Annotated in this window: 19 protein-coding genes; 5 read left to right on the top strand and 14 right to left on the bottom strand. The window is 45.6% G+C overall.

Features of this window, described 5'->3' with window-relative positions; genetic code table 11:
- Window positions 1–81 precede the first annotated feature (81 nt).
- The 3 genes from CI595_RS22035 to aspA form a co-directional block, all read right to left on the bottom strand.
- Window positions 82–885 carry a DeoR/GlpR family DNA-binding transcription regulator gene (locus CI595_RS22035; RefSeq protein WP_242987103.1) on the bottom strand — a complete coding sequence of 268 codons (804 nt, stop codon included), beginning with the start codon at window positions 883–885 and terminating at the stop codon, window positions 82–84.
- A 657-nt stretch (window positions 886–1,542) separates the two neighbouring features.
- Complete coding sequence (locus tag CI595_RS22030) at window positions 1,543–2,430, bottom strand: fructose bisphosphate aldolase (protein WP_095175769.1); 888 nt, start codon at window positions 2,428–2,430, stop codon at window positions 1,543–1,545.
- Window positions 2,431–2,644: 214 nt separating this feature from the next.
- Window positions 2,645–4,081, bottom strand: coding sequence for an aspartate ammonia-lyase (aspA, locus tag CI595_RS22025; RefSeq protein WP_095175768.1), 1,437 nt, complete (start codon window positions 4,079–4,081; stop codon window positions 2,645–2,647).
- 231 nt (window positions 4,082–4,312) lie between these two features.
- On the opposite strand from aspA, the gene CI595_RS22020 reads away from it, so the two are divergent.
- The gene (locus CI595_RS22020) at window positions 4,313–5,266 is read left to right on the top strand and encodes a LysR family transcriptional regulator (RefSeq protein ID WP_095175767.1); all 954 of its coding nucleotides are present in this window, start codon (window positions 4,313–4,315) and stop codon (window positions 5,264–5,266) included.
- 6 nt (window positions 5,267–5,272) lie between these two features.
- Here CI595_RS22020 and CI595_RS22015 read toward each other — a convergent pair whose 3' ends face one another.
- The 7 genes from CI595_RS22015 to CI595_RS21985 form a co-directional block, all read right to left on the bottom strand.
- Window positions 5,273–6,307 (bottom strand): uroporphyrinogen decarboxylase family protein, encoded by a 1,035-nt coding sequence (locus CI595_RS22015; protein WP_095175766.1) that lies wholly within the window; start codon window positions 6,305–6,307, stop codon window positions 5,273–5,275.
- Window positions 6,308–6,322: 15 nt separating this feature from the next.
- Complete coding sequence (locus tag CI595_RS22010; protein WP_162291944.1) at window positions 6,323–7,651, bottom strand: GntP family permease; 1,329 nt, start codon at window positions 7,649–7,651, stop codon at window positions 6,323–6,325.
- Window positions 7,652–7,808: 157 nt separating this feature from the next.
- The gene (locus CI595_RS22005; RefSeq protein ID WP_095175764.1) at window positions 7,809–9,317 is read right to left on the bottom strand and encodes a PucR family transcriptional regulator; all 1,509 of its coding nucleotides are present in this window, start codon (window positions 9,315–9,317) and stop codon (window positions 7,809–7,811) included.
- Window positions 9,318–9,367: 50 nt separating this feature from the next.
- Complete coding sequence (locus tag CI595_RS22000) at window positions 9,368–10,066, bottom strand: ABC transporter permease (RefSeq protein ID WP_095175763.1); 699 nt, start codon at window positions 10,064–10,066, stop codon at window positions 9,368–9,370.
- 2 nt (window positions 10,067–10,068) lie between these two features.
- The gene (locus CI595_RS21995) at window positions 10,069–10,923 is read right to left on the bottom strand and encodes an ABC transporter ATP-binding protein (RefSeq protein WP_243135236.1); all 855 of its coding nucleotides are present in this window, start codon (window positions 10,921–10,923) and stop codon (window positions 10,069–10,071) included.
- Window position 10,924: 1 nt separating this feature from the next.
- The gene (locus tag CI595_RS21990) at window positions 10,925–11,422 is read right to left on the bottom strand and encodes a hypothetical protein (protein WP_095175762.1); all 498 of its coding nucleotides are present in this window, start codon (window positions 11,420–11,422) and stop codon (window positions 10,925–10,927) included.
- Between the two features lie 3 nt (window positions 11,423–11,425).
- Complete coding sequence (locus CI595_RS21985) at window positions 11,426–11,866, bottom strand: LytTR family DNA-binding domain-containing protein (RefSeq protein ID WP_095175761.1); 441 nt, start codon at window positions 11,864–11,866, stop codon at window positions 11,426–11,428.
- 378 nt (window positions 11,867–12,244) lie between these two features.
- On the opposite strand from CI595_RS21985, the gene CI595_RS21980 reads away from it, so the two are divergent.
- Both CI595_RS21980 and CI595_RS21975 read left to right on the top strand, forming a co-directional pair.
- The gene (locus tag CI595_RS21980) at window positions 12,245–13,351 is read left to right on the top strand and encodes a C45 family autoproteolytic acyltransferase/hydrolase (RefSeq protein ID WP_095175760.1); all 1,107 of its coding nucleotides are present in this window, start codon (window positions 12,245–12,247) and stop codon (window positions 13,349–13,351) included.
- A 32-nt stretch (window positions 13,352–13,383) separates the two neighbouring features.
- Entirely contained in the window at window positions 13,384–14,247 is an 864-nt protein-coding gene (locus CI595_RS21975) for an AraC family transcriptional regulator (RefSeq protein ID WP_095175759.1), read from the top strand.
- A gap of 150 nt (window positions 14,248–14,397) precedes the next feature.
- Here the strand turns inward: CI595_RS21975 and CI595_RS21970 are convergent, their stop codons facing one another.
- The 4 genes from CI595_RS21970 to CI595_RS21955 form a co-directional block, all read right to left on the bottom strand.
- Window positions 14,398–15,840: a M20/M25/M40 family metallo-hydrolase gene (locus CI595_RS21970; RefSeq protein ID WP_095175758.1), complete on the bottom strand. Its 1,443-nt coding sequence runs from the start codon at window positions 15,838–15,840 to the stop codon at window positions 14,398–14,400.
- A 152-nt stretch (window positions 15,841–15,992) separates the two neighbouring features.
- Window positions 15,993–16,658 carry a hypothetical protein gene (locus tag CI595_RS21965; RefSeq protein WP_095175757.1) on the bottom strand — a complete coding sequence of 222 codons (666 nt, stop codon included), beginning with the start codon at window positions 16,656–16,658 and terminating at the stop codon, window positions 15,993–15,995.
- 4 nt (window positions 16,659–16,662) lie between these two features.
- Entirely contained in the window at window positions 16,663–17,388 is a 726-nt protein-coding gene (locus tag CI595_RS21960) for a DUF5058 family protein (protein ID WP_095175756.1), read from the bottom strand.
- Between the two features lie 272 nt (window positions 17,389–17,660).
- Window positions 17,661–19,061, bottom strand: coding sequence for an MATE family efflux transporter (locus CI595_RS21955; protein WP_095175755.1), 1,401 nt, complete (start codon window positions 19,059–19,061; stop codon window positions 17,661–17,663).
- Between the two features lie 330 nt (window positions 19,062–19,391).
- Here CI595_RS21955 and CI595_RS21950 point away from each other — a divergent pair, with 330 nt between their 5' ends.
- Both CI595_RS21950 and CI595_RS21945 read left to right on the top strand, forming a co-directional pair.
- Entirely contained in the window at window positions 19,392–20,066 is a 675-nt protein-coding gene (locus CI595_RS21950) for a response regulator transcription factor (RefSeq protein ID WP_095175754.1), read from the top strand.
- Window positions 20,063–21,094 carry a sensor histidine kinase gene (locus CI595_RS21945; protein ID WP_095175753.1) on the top strand — a complete coding sequence of 344 codons (1,032 nt, stop codon included), beginning with the start codon at window positions 20,063–20,065 and terminating at the stop codon, window positions 21,092–21,094. Before CI595_RS21950 ends, CI595_RS21945 begins: the two co-directional genes overlap by 4 nt.
- Window positions 21,095–21,130: the final 36 nt, after the last annotated feature.

Genomic DNA, 21,130 nt, shown 5'->3' with positions numbered 1-21,130 from the left:
TTCTTTTGCTTTTACCTCTCTTATATAAACTGTTCAGACAAACCGTGCGCACTTGGAGTCTGCCCTCATCAGCCATACAATTCATAACACTGTATCCTTCCAATAATTTACAGGTTCATTCCCGCAGATAACCCGTACCCCCTTCAGCCTGAGCTGTTCTACAAACTGGATCGGGGCGCCCCAGTCTGTAAGTACAGTATCTATCTCCTTGATCGGACAGATTAAAGACAAAGAATCATCACCAAATTTTGAATGGTCCAGGACTATAAAAGACTCTTTGGATGAGTTCATGACCGCTCTTTTAAAGTTCGCTTCCCCTATATTCGGCGTAGTAAAACCGTGCTCCAGAGAAATATGGTTTCCGCTGACAAAGCCTTTATCAAAAAACAGTCTCCGCACCATCTCATCCGCAAAATTACCTGTACAGCAGAGGATTCTGTGTCTGACTTCACCTCCGATCAAAACAACCGGAATATCCTCCGCCTCTGCAAGTTCCATGGCAATATTGATTGCATTGGTAGTCACCATTATTTTCCTTTTAGGGCCTTTTTTTATCAGCCTGGCGATCTGTAATGTGGTAGTTCCCGAGTCCAGCATGATGGCATCCCCGTCATTGATGCATTCATATGCGGCTTTTGCAATTGAAAGCTTTTCTTTCAGATACTTAGGGACCTTTTCGGAATGGGAGTATTCCTGCAGAGAACCTTCCACGCTGACTGCTCCGCCCCACGTCCTCTTTATTTCTCCTTGTTCTTCCATCCTCATAAGCATCTTTCTGACACTAACCTCGGACAGTTGAAAAGCCTTACTAAGTTCCGCAACTGTTACCGATGATTTTGCATTGAGTAAATTTAATATGTACTGCTTCCTCTCTTCCTGTAACATTGCTTCCTCTCTTTTTCCAGTTGTTCCTTCCATCTTTTCCGGATGCCGGCTGCTTCATCTGAAATTCAAATCTTTAGTTCCTCGTAACTTTCATAAGTTAATTCTACAAAAGCTGTGCCAAATTGTCAATCTATTCATAAACAATTCACACATAATCGGCATATTGTTTATTCTTATCTTTCTTTTTATGATATATCTTACAATTTTCAGTTTCGTTTTCCTGTTTTGCGCTTTCAATTTCCGCAGCACTCGAAACTTTTCGTAACTTTTGTTATATTTCAGACGACTAAATATGCTATTCGGAAATCATTTTCTCCGAATTCCGGCTTCTCCTTTCCTATAATCGCAACACAAACAAAAGGTTTCATAACAATTTAAAACCTGCATCTTATGAAACCTAATATCTTTTGGAAGTATTATAATGAAAAATTGCAGATAATAACAGAGATTATACGGTATTTACTGAATGGTAATTATTACCATTAGAATTGATGGTTTTATAATAGACAAATCAGAATTGTATCCCACAGCAATCCGACAAAATGCAGCTGCCCCCAGCCTACTATACATCACAATATAAAAGGTGCTGCAAACTACGCAGCACCCCATCATAGAATATACCCTGCAATTGCAGGAAATACTGTCACATAATTATCCTCAGGCAACGGAAGCCTTATAAATGGAATCAATGGACTCCTTCAGCATTTTATGAAACGCTTCCTCTGTCTGGTCCACATTCAGCCCCTGGGTAAGTGCCCTGGAGAAGCTTGCGATCAGTCCGGGATTCCGGGCCAATCTCTCATTTGCCTCATCTCTGCTGTATCCCCCGGAGAGAGCAACCACACGCACCACATGGGCGTCCTCCATAATATCGGAATAAAACCCATCCACATCCGGAATAGAAAGCTTGAACATGATCCGGATACTGTCATCCAGTTTTGCCAGATACTCTTTCAGATATCCTTTCATGATCCTTTCTGACTCCGCTTTATCTACACTGAAAATGTCAATCTCCGGTTCCAGGATGGGAACCAGCCCGGCTTTTGCGATCTGAACCCCCAGTTCAAACTGTTGCTTTACAACAGCACGGATTCCCGCCTCATTGGCTTCCTTGATCACAGAACGCATCTTGGTTCCGAATATATGACGTTCCTTTGCCCGTTCCAGCAGTTCATCCAGTCCGGGAATTGGTTTCATAAGCTGCACACCGCTCTCTGCCGGCGCAAGTCCTTTATCTACCTTCAGAATCGGCAGGATATGCTTCTCTTCCCACAGATAATCTGCAGTCAGCTTTCCTTCCACTTCCCGCTCCATAGTTTTCTCAAACAAAATCGCTGCCAGGATGTGCTCTGAAGTAAATGCCGGACTGGTCATAATCCTTGTCCGCATAGCATGTACCATGTCAAACATCTCATCATCCCCGTGATAGCTGTCCTCGGAAATGCCATAAAGCTTCAGCGCTTTGGGTGTGCTTCCGCCGCTCTGATCCAGTGCTGCAATAAATCCTCTGCCTGTACTCATTCGATTTACCTGTTCTGTGTTCATGCTTCCTCCTTTCGCCGTTTGTCAGTACCCATGCTATGTCCGCATACGGTGAAATCTGTTCTCCTCATACGCAGGCAAACCGGCTGGCTGCGCGGTCTTACGGTTCTGACAGCCAGACTGCTGCTGCCAGTATTGTCATGTTGTCTGCAATACCCGGAATATAGTAATATTTACTAAATCCATAACAAAAACATATCACTTTTTGTCAGATTTGTCAAACATTATCCAATAATTGTTCCCCAGAAATTCCAGGTTCGGTCATGGAATAAGGATTTAATATCACATTCAGTTCCTCTTCCCCCAGAAGGCCGTCTCTTATGATCAGACTGCGCACAGAAGCACCTGTCAAAATTGCTTCTTTTGCGATCACAGCGGCTTTTTCATATCCCACATGGGGACAGATAGCGGTGATGATACCCACACTGTTTTCCACCATATCCCTGCAGTGTTCCCTGTTTGCCGTTATCCCTGTGATGCAGTTGTCAACCAATGTGTGCACAGCAAAGGTCAGTGTCTCAATGGACTGGAACAGATTGTAGAAGATGATCGGTTCAAACGCATTCAGTTCCAGTTGTCCCGCCTCTGTAGCCATGGCAATGGTCATATCGTTTCCAATGATATTAAAAGCCACCTGGTTGACCACCTCCGGAATGACAGGATTCACTTTACCCGGCATAATAGAAGACCCATTCTGTTTTGCGGGAAGATTGATCTCTCCCAGACCGGCTCTCGGACCGGATGATATCAGGCGAAGGTCATTGGACATTTTGGAGAGATTCACTGCGCAGGTCTTCACTGCACCGGATACGGATGTATATCCATCCAGATTCTGTGTGGCATCGATCAGGTCATAGGACTGGACCAGGTCCAGGCCGGACACCAGGGCTATATTCTTCACCACTTTCTGAAGATACTGTACATCTGCATTTAATCCCGTACCTATGGCCGTTCCGCCCAGATTCAGGGAACTCATCTCCTCCTTTGCATGTTCAAATCTGGTAATATCCCGTCGGATCGCCGTTGCATACGCCCGAAACTCCTGCCCAAGACGGATGGGCACTGCATCCTGAAGCTGTGTCCTTCCCATCTTGATCACATCGTCAAACTCCTCCGCTTTTTCCATAAGGGCTCTGTACAGCCGTTCCAGTTGTTCTTTTGCCCGATACAGAAGCTTCAGCGCTGTGATCCTTCCACAGGAGGGGAAAACATCGTTGGTAGACTGCCCATAATTCACATGGTCATTGGGGTTGACAATGGAATAATCCCCTTTCCGGCCCCCCAGAATTTCAATGGCCCTGTTCGCGATCACCTCATTGGCATTCATATTCAGGGATGTCCCTGCTCCTCCCTGGATCGGGTCTACGATAAACTGATCATGGAGCCTGCCGGAAATAATTTCATCACAGGCCCGAACGATCGCATCCGTTCTCTTTTTATCCAGCCGCCCCACTTCAAAATTAGTGATAGCCGCAGCCTTTTTTATCTGCGCCACACTGTTGATCAATTCCGGATGCATATTCATGCCTGTTATGTAAAAATTCTCTGCGGCACGAAGTGTCTGAACTCCGTAATAAGCCTCTGCCGGCACTTCTTTCGTTCCGATCGAATCGTGTTCCTGTCTTGTCTTAGGGTTCTTTATTTTCGTTTCCATACGTTCCTTACCTCTTTATCTCTTTTTCCCGGGACCTTCTCTGTCTTACTTAGTCCGTGTATATTTCCGGCATCTTCATTTACCTGCCATTTTTTGTTATCTACATTATAAGATGGCCCTTCATTAGAAGCTAATACATATATGTATATATTTATTATAAACAACTATTTATATACGGGAAAATTTATGATAAGATAAATGAAAATAAGAAATAGAAATGCAGGTGTACCTATGTTTGAAGGAAAAAAATATGTTTATGAGGTTTACAAAACAAGAAGTTTTTCAAAAGCCGCATCGAATCTGTATATCTCCCAGCCTTCCCTGAGTGCTACCATTAAGAAAATTGAGACCCGGCTGGGGACACCTATTTTTGACAGAAGTACCAGCCCCATACAACTTACTGAATGTGGAGAAAAATACATACATTACGCAGAACATCTTATGGATATGGAAAATGAATTTGAGAATTACTTAAATGACTTTGAAGCGCTGCGCACAGGGCATCTGTCCGTGGGAGGGAGCAATCTCTTCGCATCCTATGTCCTGCCCCCTCTGCTCTCCGAATTTATGGGGAAGTATCCTTCTGTTGATGTGAAAATGACCGAATCCACAACCAATGACTTGGAAACACAATTGTTTTCCGGCAGCCTGGATTTGGTCATTGACAACTATCCTTTTTCCGACAGCATATATGAACGCCATTTTTTCTGCAGGGAACAGCTTCTCTTAGCAGTTCCGGCTGCACTTGTCCATGGAAAGCAGCTGGAAGCCTTCTGCCTGGATGCTTCTTCCATAAAAGACGGTTCTTATGAGGACAGTGCCGTCTGCCCTTCTATCATACAGTATTTTGCATCTGCCCCTTTTCTGCTGCTGCGGGCAGGCAATGACACACGTGAGCGCTCTGACCTGCTCCTGAAAAATGCAGGTCTTACGCCCAGTGTGCCCCTGAAGCTGGACCAGCAGGTCACTGCATACCACCTGGCCTGTTACGGTATGGGGATTGCCTTTGTCACGGATACCTTGATCCGGCATGTGCCTGTTGATTCCAATATTGTTTTTTATAAACTGGAGCCGGCAATTTCCCAGAGAAACATCTATTTTTACCACAAACGTTCCCGGTATGTGACGAGAGCTATGGAGGAATTCTTAAAGATCGCAGACTCTGCTTTTTCGGTACAGCCATAAAGTACGCTATTTTTTATTATAATACCGTCTTCCGTATTTTCTGGCCTCATCCTCCACCCATGCAATCTTTTTCTGCATATCCTCTGACTGACCCACAGGGCTCAGATCCCAGAACACATAACCTCCGCCTTCCGCGAACTGGTCAATAGCTGTTCTCGCAGACTGCCGCACAACTTCTTCGGAGGCCCCGGGCATTCCGGCTTTTCCCTGGGAATCCCAGCCCCCGTTCAGTACCAGGCGGTTCCCATACCTGGCCTTGATCCCTTTCAGATCATTCATAATCTGTGCCGGCTGCCAGATACTGACCCCCATTTCCACAAAATCAGGTATCACTTTTTCGCAGCATCCGCACATGTGAAGCTCAACAGGCAGTCCGAATTCCTTTGCCACATTGATAAGCCTCTGATAAAAAGGACGGAACCTGGCCCTGAACGTGTCAAGAGAGATAAAAAGGTTGGTGGCAGAAGCCATATCATCATCAATGATCACCACATCCGGTTTATAAATAGGAATCAAATGCCTCATGGACTCCTCTGTCAGCACCGTGACCGCTTCAAACAGTTCATCCACTGCTTCCGGTTCCTCAAGGAGTGCGCATAGACCCTCCTCAAACCCCATCATATTCATCAGCGGAATAAAAAAGTTTCCGCCGCAGCCATCTGTCCGGTATCCCATGGCTTTATTGGGATTATGGAGTTTCAAAGCCTCCGCTGCCATCTGCTCCCAGTTAATTTCTGAAGTATCCGGAAAATTCACAAAATCACGCCACTTTGTCACATCCTCCAACAGTTTTCTGTTTGGCTTAGGCATCTTGCCTGACTCATGGATTTCCCACTCCACATTAAAGATATCGAATTTCCTTTCTTTATTTACATAGTCAAGCATGAACCCTGTAAATACCCAGTCACAGGCATCAAAATATAAGGGCACCCAATCCGGCTCTTCTCCCCGGATCACCTTTAGATAATTTTCTTTCTCCGCTGCCTCACCGCCAACCGAGCTGCTGAATTTCATCCAGTCCAGCACCATGTTCTCTGCCATATTCCACTCCTCCTTCTACATAAATACTGCAATCGCAGAAAAAATAATATTAATGACAACGGATGGAAGTATCACACTGGTTATACAGACAGGATAGGACTCTTTCAAATCCGTTCCCGCAAACCCCATCACCCCGTGAAGGCCGCCCGAATGAGGGGATAACGTGATTCCTCCCGCCGTATTTGCCACGGTTATCTGCCGCAGCAGCCCCGGGTTTACAGAGGGGTTGGCCAGCCATCCCTGTCCGAATGTCCCCAAAACAGTCTGTGCAGTCACCGCACCGCCTCCGGTTATAAATCCCGTTACACTTCCGGCTATAAGACACTGCATATACGGATTGCCTCCCACCTTCTGCACAGCCTCCGTAAATAACTGGTATCCCTGTGAGCCTGTAATGACTCCCAAAAAACCAGCGATCACAGCAGCCGCAAACGTCGGGTTCAGACCTCCGGCCATTCCTTTAAAAATAATATCCTTTTCACTGCCTCTGAGTGTTTTCAGGTTGAGAAGATAACACGCAATACATGCAATGCCCATGGAAGCCAGTATGCTGTTGGATGCCTCAAGCCTTTTTATTCCCACAAACGCAAACCATCCCGATGTCAGGCCGGTATACAAAAAGATTACCAGTATCATGGGGATCAACGCCACTGCCAGCCCCGGCAGATTGTCTCTTTCAGGTCTGACCATCTGCCTGTCAGATTCTGTCTCCACGTATCTGCGTCCCTTTGCCTCCCACCGCTTTTCCGTTCTTCTGATAATGAGATATCCCACTGCTGCATAGAGAAGAAACATCACCAGACAAACCAGCGGAACGGTTCCTGCAGACACCTGCAGTATTTGTGATACAACGGTATTTACCATACTGGGATTTCCCGGAAAAAGCTGTGCAGTAAACAATCCCAGATAAAAAATGGAAAGCCAGATTCCCCTGTGTATGTTAAATTCTTTTGACAATACGACTGCCATGGGCCATACAATAAATATCTGCACATAAGGATTTACACCGCCCAGATTCAGCAGACAGCACACAATAAACATGACCAGCAGTATCTTATCTTTTCCAAAGACATCCACCAGCTTATAAGCAATGGCTGAAACCGAGCCGGAACGTGACATGAACTCCGAATATACCGCGCCGATGGTAAAGATCAAGAACCAGGAACCAAAAAATCCCACAAGACCCGGCATATAGTAATCACTGAAAACCGCCCACAAGCCAATACCACTTGTAAGCCCTACAATAACCGCACACAGCAGGCTGACAAGAAGCATATTCCATTGTTTAAAAGCCAGGAACACCAGCAAAGCAATGGCTGCCGCTATCCCTAAAACACTTACCATATGAATCCTTCCTTTCTCCATTTTCTCTGTTCGTTTCGGTTGAAAGAAGATCTTCTTTTATATTTACATCTTAACATTGGCAAGTGCGAAATCATATGCTTATAACACCGAAAGTTTGGGATGCTGTTTGCTATATTTTGTAGGAAAGATTTTATGCCTATATATCCACCATCTCAAACATGATCATGAGATATAATCTTGTCCTGTATTCCTTTAACTGCCAGCCGGTTATCTCCTCGATCCTCTTGATCCTGTAAAGATATGTGGTCCGGTGCACATGCAGGATTTCCTGGGCAGCGGCTGCACTGCCGCTGTTTTCCAGGCATATTTTCAGTGTGTAAACCAGCTCTGTTCCGTGTTTTTGATCATACGCGGTCAGAGAAGCCAGAGGAGGGGAGATATAGAACTCTTTGTTATGTTTCAGGCAGGCTGTCTTTACTATGTAATCCAGGATATATTTTTCATACAGGTAAACTCTTTTTGTATGGTCTGTTTGATGGCCTGTCTCAAAAGCGATCACTGCCTGGTGAAAATACATGCCTGCTTTTTCAAAATCGTGAAACCAATTGCTGCAGCCAATATAAAAATCGTGACGTCCGGCAAAGCTTTCCAGGATCTCATATATCTTTTTGTTTTCTCCTTTTGGATAATGCAGAATGAGATGAATATGGTTTTCATGAACAAAGGCATAATTACTGTCCAAGATCCGGTGGAGATACAACATATGCTCCGCCAGCCTGGAATGCCGGTTATTTTCAGAAAAGCTGGACAGATATACATAGAGATAGGTATCTGACTTTTTCCATCCATAGGATTGGAGTATGGAGTCATACGCATCCAGATAAGGCCGTTCAAAGATTGTGAGTTCTTTCACCATGTGGTCAAACTCCTTCGTCTCTCCCAAATTGACAGGACAGATGTCAAGATACGCCATTTTCACGTATTCAGATATGAGCATGAGAAATGATAGATCGCTGTTTTTGCAGGGACGGTAGACCTCATCTGCCACCAGTCTGCCCAAGTATTCCTGCCGATGAAAAATATTACAGTATATCTTCCGAAACCCGTACATTTTCTCTGAAAAAATGCCGGGGACTTTTGTCTTTAGTGTCTCTTTATACTCCGGGTCAGAGACAACAACCATATATTCATCATCCGGCAGATAGGTATTTTCAGCCAGTGAAAAATTCTTATCATGTTTTTTCTTCCCCGGCACATACATCATGATCCGGAATACAGGCGTTGCGAAGGAGACCGGGTTCTCCAGCACCTCAAAAAGGATTCTGCCTATTTCATTCATAGGCGCGTGCTCCACGAGACACGTTAAGATCCTTACCTCCATGTCCTGAAAACGCCGGAAAATTTCAGCTGCCTTCTGAAACAGTAGGACGATATCCGTCTTCTCCTCCACGCACAGATACTCACAGAGTACCTGTCTGTAACGATCCGGCAGTTGTCCGATACAGATAAGGGAAATCCTGTTTTCTATGACCGGTACGCTTGGAAGATTTTCTGCATCCGCTATATAAAGGCAGGATTCCTGCCATACTTTCCCAGTGCAGACCTCCACCCGTTCCAGATAAAAATCAAAGGGGCGGTTTATCTGCCCCTCTGTTATCTTCGGACTGTCCAGATAATCGGAAATCATTGTCATATTCAGCTTCATACCTTTTCCTCCTCAAAATGAACCTTCCCGGATACCTGCATACCTGCTTTCTATTCCAGCCCGTACCTTCTGTAGCAGAATGTAAAAAGCAGAATCACCACCAGGAAATTAGAGCCTATGATCACCATACTCTCCGCCTTAGCCGCATGTGATCCAATCCCTTCCATAATCTTGCTGCACTGTTGGGAAAAAAGAAATTTTGATACCTTTGCTATTTTTTCATTAAAGGATGCCAGCATAGGAAGGAAAGAAAGTACCATCATAACCGGAACCGCAATGGATGTGGCTGCCATCTGCCCTTTGCTCCTAACCCCAATTGCCGCCCCCAGAAGCAGGGAGATCAAAATGCCAACACACATAGCAAGCACAAAACCAGCCAAATCCGCTCCCCGGTAATGGCCCAGGATACCGAAAAACAAAGCCCCTAATGTGCATATCATAAACACGTAACCACCGGTTCCGATCAGGTATTCCCCTGCTTTTACATTGGACATGAGCAGTACACGCAGTGTACCCCGCTCTTTCTCCTCTGAGAGTATGGCAGCCATGGCTGTGAGCGGTGCCATACCGATGTACATGGTGGCAAAAAGGGAAATAAAATAGTTCTCAGGCATTCCCTCAATGTTCATACTGCGCTGCATCACTGCAGTCAGTAACGGAAACAAAATAAACTGGATCAGTATCTCTTTATTCTTCAACGTGTCTTTTATCTGCTTTTTCCATATAGCATAAATCTTTCTGCTGTCCATATCTATTCAAACCTCCTTCCGGTCAGTTCCAGGAATACCGTTTCCAGATTTGGCTCTGTGGAATGGATACTCTCCACCTGCTCTGACGCAAAAAATTCCCGTATTTTATCCGCAGCATCACTCTCATTTTGGAGGGTCACTTCCCTGCCGTTTTTCAGAAGGATCCTGATTCTGTTCTGATGATTGTATTTCCTGCAGATTTCTTCCGGATGTCCATATTCCACGATCTTCCCTTCGTGAAGAAGTGCCACATGGTCACACAATTTTGCAGCTTCCTCCATATTATGGGTAGTCAGAAAAACGGTAGCACCTTTTTCCTGCTCCCTGCGGATCAGAGCATGGATTTCATTTACTGTGGATGGGTCCAGGGCACTGCCGGGCTCATCCAGAAATAAGATTTCCGGATCGTGCATCAGGGCTCTTGCCATGACAAGACGCTGCCGCATTCCTTTTGAAAGCTTGTTGACCGGACGTTTTTCTGCTTCCAAAAGCCCCACATCCTTTAAGATCTCCCGGATCTTCCCTTTTGGCAGCCTATAAATCTGAGCAAACAATGCCAGATTGTCCCGGCAGCTCAAACGCTCATAAAGGCCGGTGTTGTCCAGTACCATACCCATTTTTGTGTAGATGCTGCTGGTGAGTTTTCTGGTGTCTGTCCCCAGCACTTCCGCGCTTCCTCCTGTCTGCACAAGCTGGCCTGTTAGGATTTTGATCAGCGTAGTCTTTCCCGCCCCGGAAGGGCCCAGAAGACCAAAGATCTCCCCTTTTCCCAACGTCAGATCAATATTCTTCAGCACGGTCTTATCGCCAAAAGTTTGACTGATACCCATCATTTTAATACTGCTGTCATAATTCACTTTATTCTTCCTCCCCTGTCTCTTCCTCTTTCCACTTTTTCTGCATCCGCTCCAGACCTTCCTTCAGCCTGCGGTCCTCAGCCTTTGTTTTCAGGTACATGACGCCTATACTTATTGCCACACTGATGAGGAAACTCAGCAAAAAATATACCCATGGCTGCCACATATTTATGGGAAACCATGCAAATCTCCAGATCGCCAAGCTGGTTACGATCAAAATAGATCCCAGCATGCAGATTGTACGCCAATTTACAGACATATGTCTGAACACTTTTTCCGAAAAAAACAGATACTGGATACCTGTGATCAAAAATGAAGTCAGCAAGAACTCTGCCAGGACCTCCAAAGGGATCCCCTCATTTCCAAGCCAGAACATTCCCGAAATTTCTTTTGCCGAATCCCCAAACAGCAAAGCAAACAAGATCAGCAATGCTGTGGTAATCCCATACATGCAGAAAACATTTCCCAAGAAATCAAATATCGTTTTATCTTTTTCCATACTCTACCGAACCTCCAGTTTTTCTTTCACATACTCTGCATATTGTCTGGACACAATCAGTTTTTCTCCGTTTGTCATAGTCACTAACAGCCGCCGGTTCAGCTCAGACTTCAGGGAGGCAATGTGCCGGAAATTAATGATACAGGACTTGTTTGCCCTGAAAAAATCAGCGTCCTCCAACTGTTCCTCCAGTTCATAAAGTTTAAGTGTGGTCTCATATATTTCATTTTTCGTATACAGAAATGTCCTTTTATCTGCCGTATCAATATACAATACATCAGCCGCTTCGATCAGATGCATCTCGCCTGCCTTATATCCGGTCAGCTGCTTGTTCAGCATGTGCAGCATGGAGAGGATCCGTTCAACTTCAGGTGTCATACTTTGGCAGGTTATGCTGATTTTTATCTCTTTCTCTTCTGTGCCCGTGTGCACTGTTATCTTCAAACTGCCAGCTCCTTTCCCATCTGCCTAAACCTTACCAGACTCTGTGGGAATACGCAATAGCATGAAAGCTTAGTTGCCGGATATGGCAGCTAAGTTACCAGGATACAGCACCGTCTTCGCAAAGTACACCCGCAGACAGTCTTCCAAAACCAAGTCCGGTAAACAGCAAAAAATATCAAGTTTATATTCCTGGTTCCTATTATAATCATTTGTAACTGTTCAATACCCTCACAGTTACAGGCAAAGATCCATGCAAAATTGCCTTTGGCGATGGGATTTTTGCTTGACCGTGGTACACTTTCTTACGGTCAGCGCAGTGAATGCGCAGATCTACTGAATAGTTACAATCATTTTACCCAAGAAAGGAATGATATCAATATGGAAAAAACAAATGTATATCTAAAAAATTTTACCGGTACAAGTTATGAGGTGGGTACGCAGATTGGAAACTGGATCTTATCGGCTCCTGATTTGCTGCAGCGGGCTTTACTTCCGCCGGATACTTATCCACATGACAAATTTGAACAGATCACAGCCCTGCTGGACAGCTATTGCCCAGGAATCAACCAAGAGATCAGAGGGTTTTCGGACACTGTGGGTGTAAATGCAGAGCAGATTATTTTCTATGCAATGACCTACCTGGAGCGGGGATGCAGTCTCATGGCGGCACTGCCGTCAAAGACTGACAATCATCATACAATGATGGCCAGAAACTATGACTTCCACGATGAAATGGAGGAAATGTGCTTCGCCTATACTGCTATCAAGGGAAAATACCGTTATATAGGCTCTACCCTGCATCTGTTCGGAAGAGGCGACGGCATGAACGAACACGGCCTTGCTGTGTGCCAGGCCGGAAACGGACTTCCGGTAGGCAATTTTGATGGTGCACAAAAAGCAGGCGTAACAGGATTTCAGCTCTGGATCGTTATCCGCAGCATACTGGAAAACTGCCGGACGGTGGACGAAGCAGTGAAATGGGCCATGGATGCGCCTATCGGTTTTAATATTAATTTGATGTTAGCTGACAGCTATGATAAAATAGCATTATTACAATGCATCGACGGACATAAGGCTTATGAGATCCTGGATGGCAAAGACGGCAAAGCATATCTCACATCCACAAACCATACCTTGTTTGAGGATATCAGACCATACGAAAAAACGGTGATTGAAAATTCTGTTATCCGCAATGATACTATAGTGGAACTGTTTGAACAGGACAAACGTATTTCAAAAAAGGAAATAAAGGAACTACTGTCAGCCTCTTATCCGGACGGGCTTTGCTGCCACTATTACAAAGAATTTTTCGGCACACTGCGCACTATGGTATTTGATGTGACAGACAAAACCATTGAGATGACATTCGGTTCCCCACAGGCCAATGAATGGCATACATTTTCAGTTGGCATGCTGAATGCCGGGGAAATACAGGCTCTTTTTCCCCAGGAAAAAGCAGACCCGGATTTCTATAAAATATTGTGATCGACTGATCAACGGAAAGGAGGAAGCCGTCTTTGAATGACCGGCATATCATTGGGCAGGCTATTGTCTTCATTGAGAATCATTTATATGAAACGATCACTGCGCGGGATGTTGCAGAGGCAGTTTCCTATTCTTACTACCACTTTCACCGCTATTTCAGCGCAGTCATGGGGGAAACCATCGGAAGTTATATCCGAAGCAGACGATTAGCACAGGCCGCATGGGATTTGACCCACAGTGAAAAAAAGATTATTGATATTGGACTTTCTCTGTATTTTGAGTCCGCTGAAAGTTTCACCAGGGCTTTTAAAGACAGATATTCCATGACACCCACAGAGTACAGAAAACACGGGATCGACGTTTTGATCGGAAACAGGCAGTCCGCACAGATGCCTGATAATACTATCGTCACTTATGCCGGTTTAAGTCCAAACATTGTCACCATACCTGCCATATATATTATGGGGATCCGCTTTTACACAACGATCAGCGGCAGTGAATCTTTTGCTGTATGGCAGCAGTTCAATAAGCAGATTCCCCCGGCACTGCGTTTAAATAAGCGGTACGGCGTCTATGAAGCCGGCGATACCTGCGCCCCCCATATCTTTCATATTGACAGCGCATCTACTGCATTTGTGGGTGTTGAGATCCCGGAAGGATATCCTGTTATAAAAGATATGGAAGTTAAAAAGTTATCCGGGGGAACATATGCTAGATTTATCCATAAAGGGACTGTGGACACCCTGCTTCAAACATATCATTACATTTGGGGTGTCTGGTTTCCAAAAAGCGGATTTGAACTTGCACGGCGGGATGATTTTGAATGCTATGCGGAACGATTTACAGGCCCGGATAATGAGAATTCGGAAATTGATATCTATTTTCCGATTCAGTGATGAGAGGCGGAAACAAAGTTTTCTGACAAGGCTGGGCATATATTTTTAACTTTAAAATGCCATTGCCTCGGAAAATGGCAATGGCATTTATACCGCCTGTTCGGAATCATCTGCAAAATCTCTGTGATTCTTTAACAGAACAATTGCTTATCAGCAGCTTTTCATAAGCCTGATATAAAATTCTACTGTCTTTACAAGGGTTTTTACGGGAACTCTCTCATTATTTCCATGAATCATTCCTCTCTCCTCTTTGGACAGCTTCATAGCAGAAAATTTGTACACCCGGTCGGTAATTCTGCAGTAGTGCCAGGAATCACTGCAGGCCATCATGAGATAGGGAGAAACCAATGCTTCCGGCCAGGTATCGCATACTGCCTGGGATAACAGTTCCCACTCTTTGCAGGACGTGTCAGATTCCGCTGAGGGGTTTCTTCCCTCCACTACAGACACTTCAATATTAGGGTTCTGTATGGTGCGCGCCAGATATTCCCTTGCAGATTCCACAGTATCTCTTCCGATCAGTCTGAGGTTCATGCCCACGGAAGCTTTCGGCGGAATCACATTGTAGGCCTTTCCCCCTTCCATTTTTGTCATGGCACAAGTGGTCCGCATCATGGCATTCAGCTCACCGCCGGACTTTTTGCAGACTTTATCAAATACGCCCTCAAAACACCAGAGATTTGCAAAGATCACTTTGTATAATAAGGTGGAATGACGGCCCAAGATATCCAGCATTTCCCTCACAGGTTTTGTGAGCTGACGCTGGAACGGATGGTTCTCCACCTCTGTCACTGCCTGGGCCAATTCCCCCACAATGGTGTGGACCGGGGGCATAGAAGCATGACCTCCATTGCTTTTTGCATGGAATTCAATGTTAGTAAGTCCTTTCTCTGCTATGCCGATCAGCGCACATTCCCGTGACACACCCGGAAACACGTTCTCCACCACAGCACCGCCCTCGTCCACTACCATTGCCGGTGAAATCCCTTTTTTCTCAAACCAGTCCACAATAGACGGGCAGCTTGGTCCGTTAATCTCCTCCTGACCGGAAAAAGCAAAATAAATATCATGCTCCGGCACATACCCCTCTTTCAGAAGCTGTTCCGCTGCCTCCATAATTCCGCAGAGGGTCCCTTTCGTGTCCAAAGTCCCTCTACCCCAGAGAACGCCATCTTCCACGATCCCCTCAAAAGCAGGTTTTTCCCACTGCGATTCCTCCACAGGCACCACGTCATAATGGGACATAAGCACAACCGGGCGCCCCTCCTTTTTTCCTTTCCAGTGATACAGCATACCGTTCACCCCAACAAACTGGCGGCTCAAGCAACTGTGGATCTCCGGGTAGATCTTAGGGAGCAGTTCCCGGAACTTCTTAAATTCCGCCTTGTCAATCAGGCTTTCGTCATTATAAGATACGGTTTTGCAACGTATCATTTCCGCCATATCCTGTACTATTTTTTCTTCATTTACCATTACCTGTTTTCCGGAAGGCTTTCTCTCCGGTTTTGGTTTGAACATAGCAGCCCGCACAAATATAACGGCCAAAAATGCCACCACGGCTGCCAGCAAAATCCATAATATGATCTCCAACATTTCCATTCCCTCCTATAATTTGTAACAGTTCAGACAAGCTGAACTGTTACGCATCCAGCCATTAAGAATCGCTTCGCGATGGGCCGGATAAAGCTGACACTACTTTTTCATACGGTCAGCGCAGTAAATGCGCAGACCTGTCTGAACTGTTACTATAATTTCCCATTCTTATATAAAAATCTTGCAGAGCCAATGGCGATCACTGCCCCGACCGGAACCAGCACCCCCACAGACCCTGAAAGGGACGGCACCAGAAGAAACAGAATGACCATAAATAACAGCGGCGCAACGGAAATCTTCCAGTTTTTGCTTACATACACCACCGCCAGGCCGCCGAACAGGGACGGAAGTATATTGTCAAATGCCGGTTTCACTGCAGGGTTGTTCAAGATGGGCGTCAGCGGCACGAGAAGTGCCACGCCGAGAGCGATCACAATGGTTGTGACAATAGAGGAAGTGGCCACCGCAATGGTAGATATCACCTCACCCTTCTCTGTTCCCGGTTTTACCCTGGCATTCTCCATGGCAGTGAGTGCTGCCGGGACCTTCAGGTTTGTCAGATTCCCTGTGACAAAAGCCAGATAAGACCCTGCGGTCCCCAGCATGGGAACAAAAGTCACCACCTCGATCAAACCCACGGTCCAGAAAATAGGGGCCACACCCAGTAGTCCTTTGAGCACCGGCTTCCAGCCCGGCCACGCCTGATAATAGATACAGGTGACAATAGGATAGGCAAAGATCATGCCCAGAGCACAGAGGATCCAGATGCGCCCGTAAATATGTGTCATATCTTCATACGTTCTACCGTTTTTCTTCATTCTGTCAGCCTCCTATCATGGGCGTTATGACCGCCGCGAATATCATAGCTCCCAGCATACTGATGGGAAGTGCATAATTCTCCAGCCATTTCCAGCCGCATTTCTTAATGAGAATTCCACAGATCCCCATAAGAAGCGCGGAAAACAGCAGGACAAAAATAGGGATCCACCCTTTCAGCCCAATACGGATATCGGAGAACACCATTCCCAGAAACGCGGATATCATGCCTAAGAACATGGCAGTCATAAAGATATCTCCCCATTTGCTGTCCTTGTTTTTTATCTTCAAAAGACCGCCCTGAATTTTCTTAATGAAAAGCGGTACCCATATAAGCCCCGGAAAAATACCAAGAGTCATAACCCAGCAGATGGCTGTATAAACCTTTGGGTCTGTTATGGTTTCCGACAGGGAAATATGCAGCGCATTTGCTGTGGAAGTAGCCGCAGGAAGTTCATAAGTAATAGCCCCGATCACACTAAGCCTCAGCCATGGCAGCGGCAGTCCCAGAAACTTTGACAAAGTGATAACCCCCAGCAGTATCGATACCGCCGGCGCAAGGGTAAAAACGGCTGTTGACACAATCGTTTTCTTCATCTGTGCCGTCTCGATCCCCAGGCTTTTCCCCCGTCTGTAAGCACGTACCAGAAAAAATATGGACTGTGCAATGACAAACAATATCACCAGCCCTGCCAGGGTAAACAAAAATGCACTGTTTGGTTGAAATTTCATTCTCTTTCCTCCCTCATTTCAAGATTTTGGTTCCGTCTCCCCTCAGCCCCAGGCAGGATCCACGGGGAACCACCTTTGCCGGCAGGAATTCTACATTACTGCGGAACCGTTACTATATACCAATCATTATACATACAATTCCCATACAAATCCAGAAAAAGTAAAGATACTTTGGCTTTTCTCTTCAATCCCGAATACATAAAAACGGATACCCCGGCATACATTCCGGCGCATCCGCTAAATACTACTTATTCAGTTTTCATATGCCATTTTTACGAAGCAGGACTTTCATCCCTGGTCAGTTTTCGTATCCAGTTCCCATAGTGCGATTCTAAAAATGCAGGAATGCATTTAAATATCTGGTCCGCATTCAGGCAGCATACCACCACTGCCGGAGATGCCTTCATAACAAACGCCATAAAGAAAGATAACGGTATGACGATGAGCCATATACTGATCAAATCCATCTTCACCACAAACATGGCATTGCCCCCGCCCCTTATGATTCCATTGTTAGTGGGCATCTGATAAGACATTCCAACACAGACTACGCTAAGAATGATCAAAAATGTATTTGCCATATCTTTGGTGGCGGAAGACAGATCATAAAGATTCAGAACGGGGATTCGGATAAAGAACAGGAGGATACCCGACAAGATCCCAATCACCAGAAACATTCTCTGCATTACTCTTGCATAGACTTTCGTCAGCGCTATATCCCCTGTTCCAATGGTCTTACCTATGATAATGGACGCCGTGGAGGCCGCCCCCACGGCTGTGGATTTCACCATCAAAAACAAAGTGGAGGCAGCACTGTTGGCAGCAATCGCCGCTGATGTCATATGGCCCAGAATTACAGTCTGCAGTGCAGTATTGACTCCCCAAAGACTCTGCACCACCACCATAGGGGCTGTGATCCTAAAATAATCCTTACAGAAAACCTTGTCAAACTGGAGATAATCCTTCAACCTGAGATTCAGGTTCTTTTCCTTCTTTATTATGTATATGATCAGTACCGCACACTCCACGATCCTGGCAGTCAGCGTCCCCACCGCGGCACCCGCTGTCCCCATTTCCGGTGCACCGAAATTTCCATATATCAACACATAATTGATTCCGCAGTTGATAAAAAATGTCATAATGGAGAGGCAGAACGCAATCTTTACCACCTCCACGCTTCTAAGGGCTGCCAGCAAAAGCTGGGTGACTGCAAAGAATAAATAAGTAAACCGGATGATATTCAGATATTGTACCCCTTCCTCAATAATAAGCCTGTCTGTGGTAAAAATCCCCACAGCCTGGTACGGAAAAAGGCTGACTCCCACAAACAACAGGACTGCCACCACAAGTCCGGCATGCATGGCTGTGGCAGCTATTTTTTTCATAGGTCCGGTCTGCTTTTTTCCCCAATACTGGCTGCAGAAGATCACCAGTCCGTCTCCGAGTGCCATGAGGATCTGCTGAAATACAAACTGAATCTGGTTCACCGCTGCCACACCTGCCAGCGAAGTCTCACTGTAAGCCCCCAGCATCATATTATCCGCCAGATTTACGCTGAGCGTGATAACATTCTGCAGCACCAATGCCGCGTAAATAGAAAAAAAACTGTAATAAAATGTTTTGTTTACCTTGCTGTGTAAGTTTCTGCTTTCTGTCCTTTGTACTCCTGTCATTTCACTGTCTCCATCCCTCTTTTATCCATGAACTTCTGAGCCCCGATGCTCCCGCTTTCCATAGTTTTTCTTTTCTAAGCATTATACCTGTTTTTCCCAATCCGCGCAATGAATTTTCCTTTTCATTGCAAAGCTTTGCAAGGAATACTATAATAAAAGAAAGTAACTGTTCAGTACCCTCACAGTTACAGGCAAAAATCCATGCAAAATTACCTTTGGCGATGGGACTTTTGCTTGGTTGTGGTACACTTTCTTACGGCCAGCGCAGTGAATGCCCAGACCTACTGAATAGTTACAAAAGAAAAACATAAGACGGCAGGAGGCCAGAACTTGTACCATATATTGATCATTGAAGACGATACCGACATCCGCAGTGAACTGAAACTGATGCTGGAAAACGCTCTGTATCATGCAGACAGTATAGAAAATTTTTCCGATGTTCCCGCCCAGGTGCAGGCACTTTCCCCTGACCTGATCCTTCTGGATATCCAGCTGCCGGGGCTTGACGGCCTGTCCCTGTGCAGGGAGATCCGTAAAACAAAGGACACGCCTATCATCTTTGTGACAAGCCGCAGCTCCTCCATGGATGAACTGAACGGCATAATGATGGGCGGGGACGATTATATCACCAAACCATATGTAACCCCCATACTTCTGGCAAGGATCGCGGCGGTCCTGAAGCGCTCGGGCCGGGAAAATGCGGTATCTGATTCCTGTATCCTGACCTGCAGGGGATGCAGGCTAAATCTTTTGAACAGCACACTGACCTGCAGCGGCAAAACAGCGGAGCTTACCAAAAATGAGCTGCGCATCTGCTGGAATTTGTTTTCCCGGTGCGGTGAAATCGTACCCAGAGAGGACATTATTGATGATTTGTGGGATAATCAGATTTTCATTGACGACAATACACTGAGTGTCAATATCACCCGCATCCGCAGTAAACTGCGTGAAATCGGTGTGGATGATCTGATTGAGACAAAGAGAGGACAGGGCTACCGAATATGAATTTTGCGGATTATTTAAAGGACAAGACACTGACCATACTGCTGCATATCCTGTGCATGATCGGCAGTTTTATCTACTTATACACCTGCGGCCTCAGAAAGAATCAGCTTCTGCTTTTCTATATTTTTTGGTTCTTTCTTTTGGCTGCTTATTTTATCGCTGACTGGTACAGAAAAAACAGATATTTCCGGGAGCTGTTTCACATTTTAGATTCCCTGGATAAGCCTTATCTCATCTCGGAAATCATGCCGGATTCTTTCCGCCTGGAGGACCGGCTCTATAAGAGGATCCTCAGAAGCTCCAACAAAGCTGTCATTGACGCGGTCCACCATCTGGAATCTGAGCGCACAGAGTATAAAGACTTTATCGAAAACTGGATCCACGAGGTAAAACTCCCCATCACATCCATGAATCTGATCTGTGACAACAACAAGACCGCAGAGACAAGAAAAATCAAGGCCCAGCTCACGGAACTGGAGAACGATGTGGAGAAAGCACTTTTCTATGCCAGATCTGATACGGTGTACCAGGATTATCTTATACACAAGATCACACTGAAAGATACGGTATTGACTGCCATCCAGCGCATCCGCCCTTACCTGATAAAAAATAATGTGCAAGTGGATCTGCAGGGATGCGAAGAAACGGTATACTGTGATGATAAATGGTTGGAATTTATCCTGAACCAGATCTTCCTCAATGCCGTCAAATATAAAAAGGGGGAGGACTGCCGCATCTCCATCCATACCGTCAGGGAAAACAACCGGACTACGCTGTTCCTGGAAGACAACGGTATTGGCATACAGGACAGTGAGATCGGACGCATTTTTGATAAAGGATTTACCGGAACCAACGGCAGGCACAATCGGCAGTCCACAGGCATCGGCCTGTATCTGTGCAGAAAACTGTGCCGAAAGCTGGGAATCTCCATAGAAGCCCAGTCTATAGAAGGGGAATATACAAGGATTCTGCTGCATTTTCCTGACGGCAGCAGCCATTTTTCCAGACACGGACAAAATGAAGAATAGTAAGTCAATCTTTCAAAATTGTAAGGTTACTGCAAA

The organism is Blautia hominis, assembly GCA_002270465.1.
Taxonomy (GTDB): domain Bacteria; phylum Bacillota; class Clostridia; order Lachnospirales; family Lachnospiraceae; genus Blautia; species Blautia hominis.
The sequence above is the reverse complement of the archived record's forward strand: the minus strand, read 5'-3'. Positions and strand labels throughout refer to the sequence as shown.

Coding starts and splice junctions, on each gene's coding strand:
- CI595_RS22030 (WP_095175769.1), bottom strand. CDS start 2,430: ATGAACACAGAACAGGTAAATCGAATGAGTACAGGCAGAGGATTTATT.
- CI595_RS21970 (WP_095175758.1), bottom strand. CDS start 15,840: ATGTTGGAGATCATATTATGGATTTTGCTGGCAGCCGTGGTGGCATTT.
- CI595_RS21990 (WP_095175762.1), bottom strand. CDS start 11,422: ATGGAAAAAGATAAAACGATATTTGATTTCTTGGGAAATGTTTTCTGC.
- CI595_RS22010 (WP_162291944.1), bottom strand. CDS start 7,651: ATGGTAAGTGTTTTAGGGATAGCGGCAGCCATTGCTTTGCTGGTGTTC.
- aspA (WP_095175768.1), bottom strand. CDS start 4,081: ATGGAAACGAAAATAAAGAACCCTAAGACAAGACAGGAACACGATTCG.
- CI595_RS21965 (WP_095175757.1), bottom strand. CDS start 16,658: ATGAAGAAAAACGGTAGAACGTATGAAGATATGACACATATTTACGGG.
- CI595_RS22020 (WP_095175767.1), top strand. CDS start 4,313: ATGTTTGAAGGAAAAAAATATGTTTATGAGGTTTACAAAACAAGAAGT.
- CI595_RS21955 (WP_095175755.1), bottom strand. CDS start 19,061: ATGACAGGAGTACAAAGGACAGAAAGCAGAAACTTACACAGCAAGGTA.
- CI595_RS22015 (WP_095175766.1), bottom strand. CDS start 6,307: ATGGCAGAGAACATGGTGCTGGACTGGATGAAATTCAGCAGCTCGGTT.
- CI595_RS21945 (WP_095175753.1), top strand. CDS start 20,063: ATGAATTTTGCGGATTATTTAAAGGACAAGACACTGACCATACTGCTG.
- CI595_RS22035 (WP_242987103.1), bottom strand. CDS start 885: ATGTTACAGGAAGAGAGGAAGCAGTACATATTAAATTTACTCAATGCA.
- CI595_RS21960 (WP_095175756.1), bottom strand. CDS start 17,388: ATGAAATTTCAACCAAACAGTGCATTTTTGTTTACCCTGGCAGGGCTG.
- CI595_RS22000 (WP_095175763.1), bottom strand. CDS start 10,066: ATGGACAGCAGAAAGATTTATGCTATATGGAAAAAGCAGATAAAAGAC.
- CI595_RS22005 (WP_095175764.1), bottom strand. CDS start 9,317: ATGAAGCTGAATATGACAATGATTTCCGATTATCTGGACAGTCCGAAG.
- CI595_RS21980 (WP_095175760.1), top strand. CDS start 12,245: ATGGAAAAAACAAATGTATATCTAAAAAATTTTACCGGTACAAGTTAT.